The 1053-nt window shown below is 63.7% G+C and carries 2 protein-coding genes; both read right to left on the reverse strand.

Features of this window, described 5'->3' with window-relative positions:
* Positions 1-183 (reverse strand): hypothetical protein (locus ACYVOK_RS35920; RefSeq protein ID WP_460667086.1); only part of this gene is annotated, 183 nt, incomplete at its 3' end.
* 73 nt (positions 184-256) lie between these two features.
* On the reverse strand, positions 257-1053 hold a 797-nt coding region (locus ACYVOK_RS35925; RefSeq protein ID WP_460667087.1), incomplete at its 5' end, for an IS66 family transposase.

Here is a 1053-nt window from a genome sequence, read left to right on the forward strand (position 1 = left end):
TGTGGATGACCGTGCCGCCTGGTCGTTCCGACCCTCCACTTGAGCAGACGGGAACCCGCCCGGCCCTGACGTTTCTCCATACCCGTAGGCGATCATCACAAACAGCACTGCGGCCAGGGCAACCACCAGCCCCATGAAGATCAGGACCATCGCAGTGCGGGTGGTGGGACTGTCTTCGTGCATGATGTGTCTCCTTGGCAGGCTGATGAGCGGATAACGCCTCAACGTCAGCAGAGCAGATTGCGGGCCGCGGGCCTCAGGCTGCTTGAGCAACAAGGTTGGCGAGCGGCGGGATCCTCGGCTGACCCGCGTTCAGTCCGAGCCGGTCCCCGAGATAGACGAAGAAGGACAGGCCGAGCTTGCGGCAGGTCTTCAGCAGCCCGAGCATGACATCCCGTGCGACGCGGCCATCGGCGCTCATCGTGCCGCCGGAGATCTTGCGCTTGATCACGCAGGCGCGCAGGTCGTTCTCGGACACATTGGTGTGCAGCGGGATCTCCGGCCGCTCGAGCACCCGCAGCAGTTCGGCTTTGCGCCGCGCCAGGCGAGCCAGCAACTCATCCAGGTCCTTGTAGCCCGTGCGCTGGCCAAAGATCCGGTTGAACTGGTGCCGGAATGAAGCCTCAGCGCCCGGTGTGGGGCTTTGCTTCCACAGCTTCAGACCGCGGTAAAAGCACCAGATGGTCTCACGGACCAATGCCACCGCCTGGGCCTGCTTCGGTGAGGCCGGCATCAACTTCTGCAGATGCCGCTCGGCATGAACCCAGCACAAGGCATGCGTGGCAACTCGGAACTGGCCGGCATCGTCGGAGACCACGACCGTGTTCTCCATCAGCCCGTGATGCCGGAGCGCCCCCCAGGTAGCGGCTTCGTTCAGCGTCTGGAGCAGAGGCCGGTCGAAGATGTTGATCGAGCACCGCGCCAACTGTTCCAGCCATTCCAACTGCGCGCGGAACACGTGGCCCTGGAGCTTCGTCAATCGGGCGATCACGGCTCCATCGACAGGCTGCGCCCGCAGATAGTCCAACGTGGCTTCGTTGACGACGTAGTCCT

The sequence above is a fragment of the Kribbella swartbergensis genome (genome assembly GCF_054784135.1).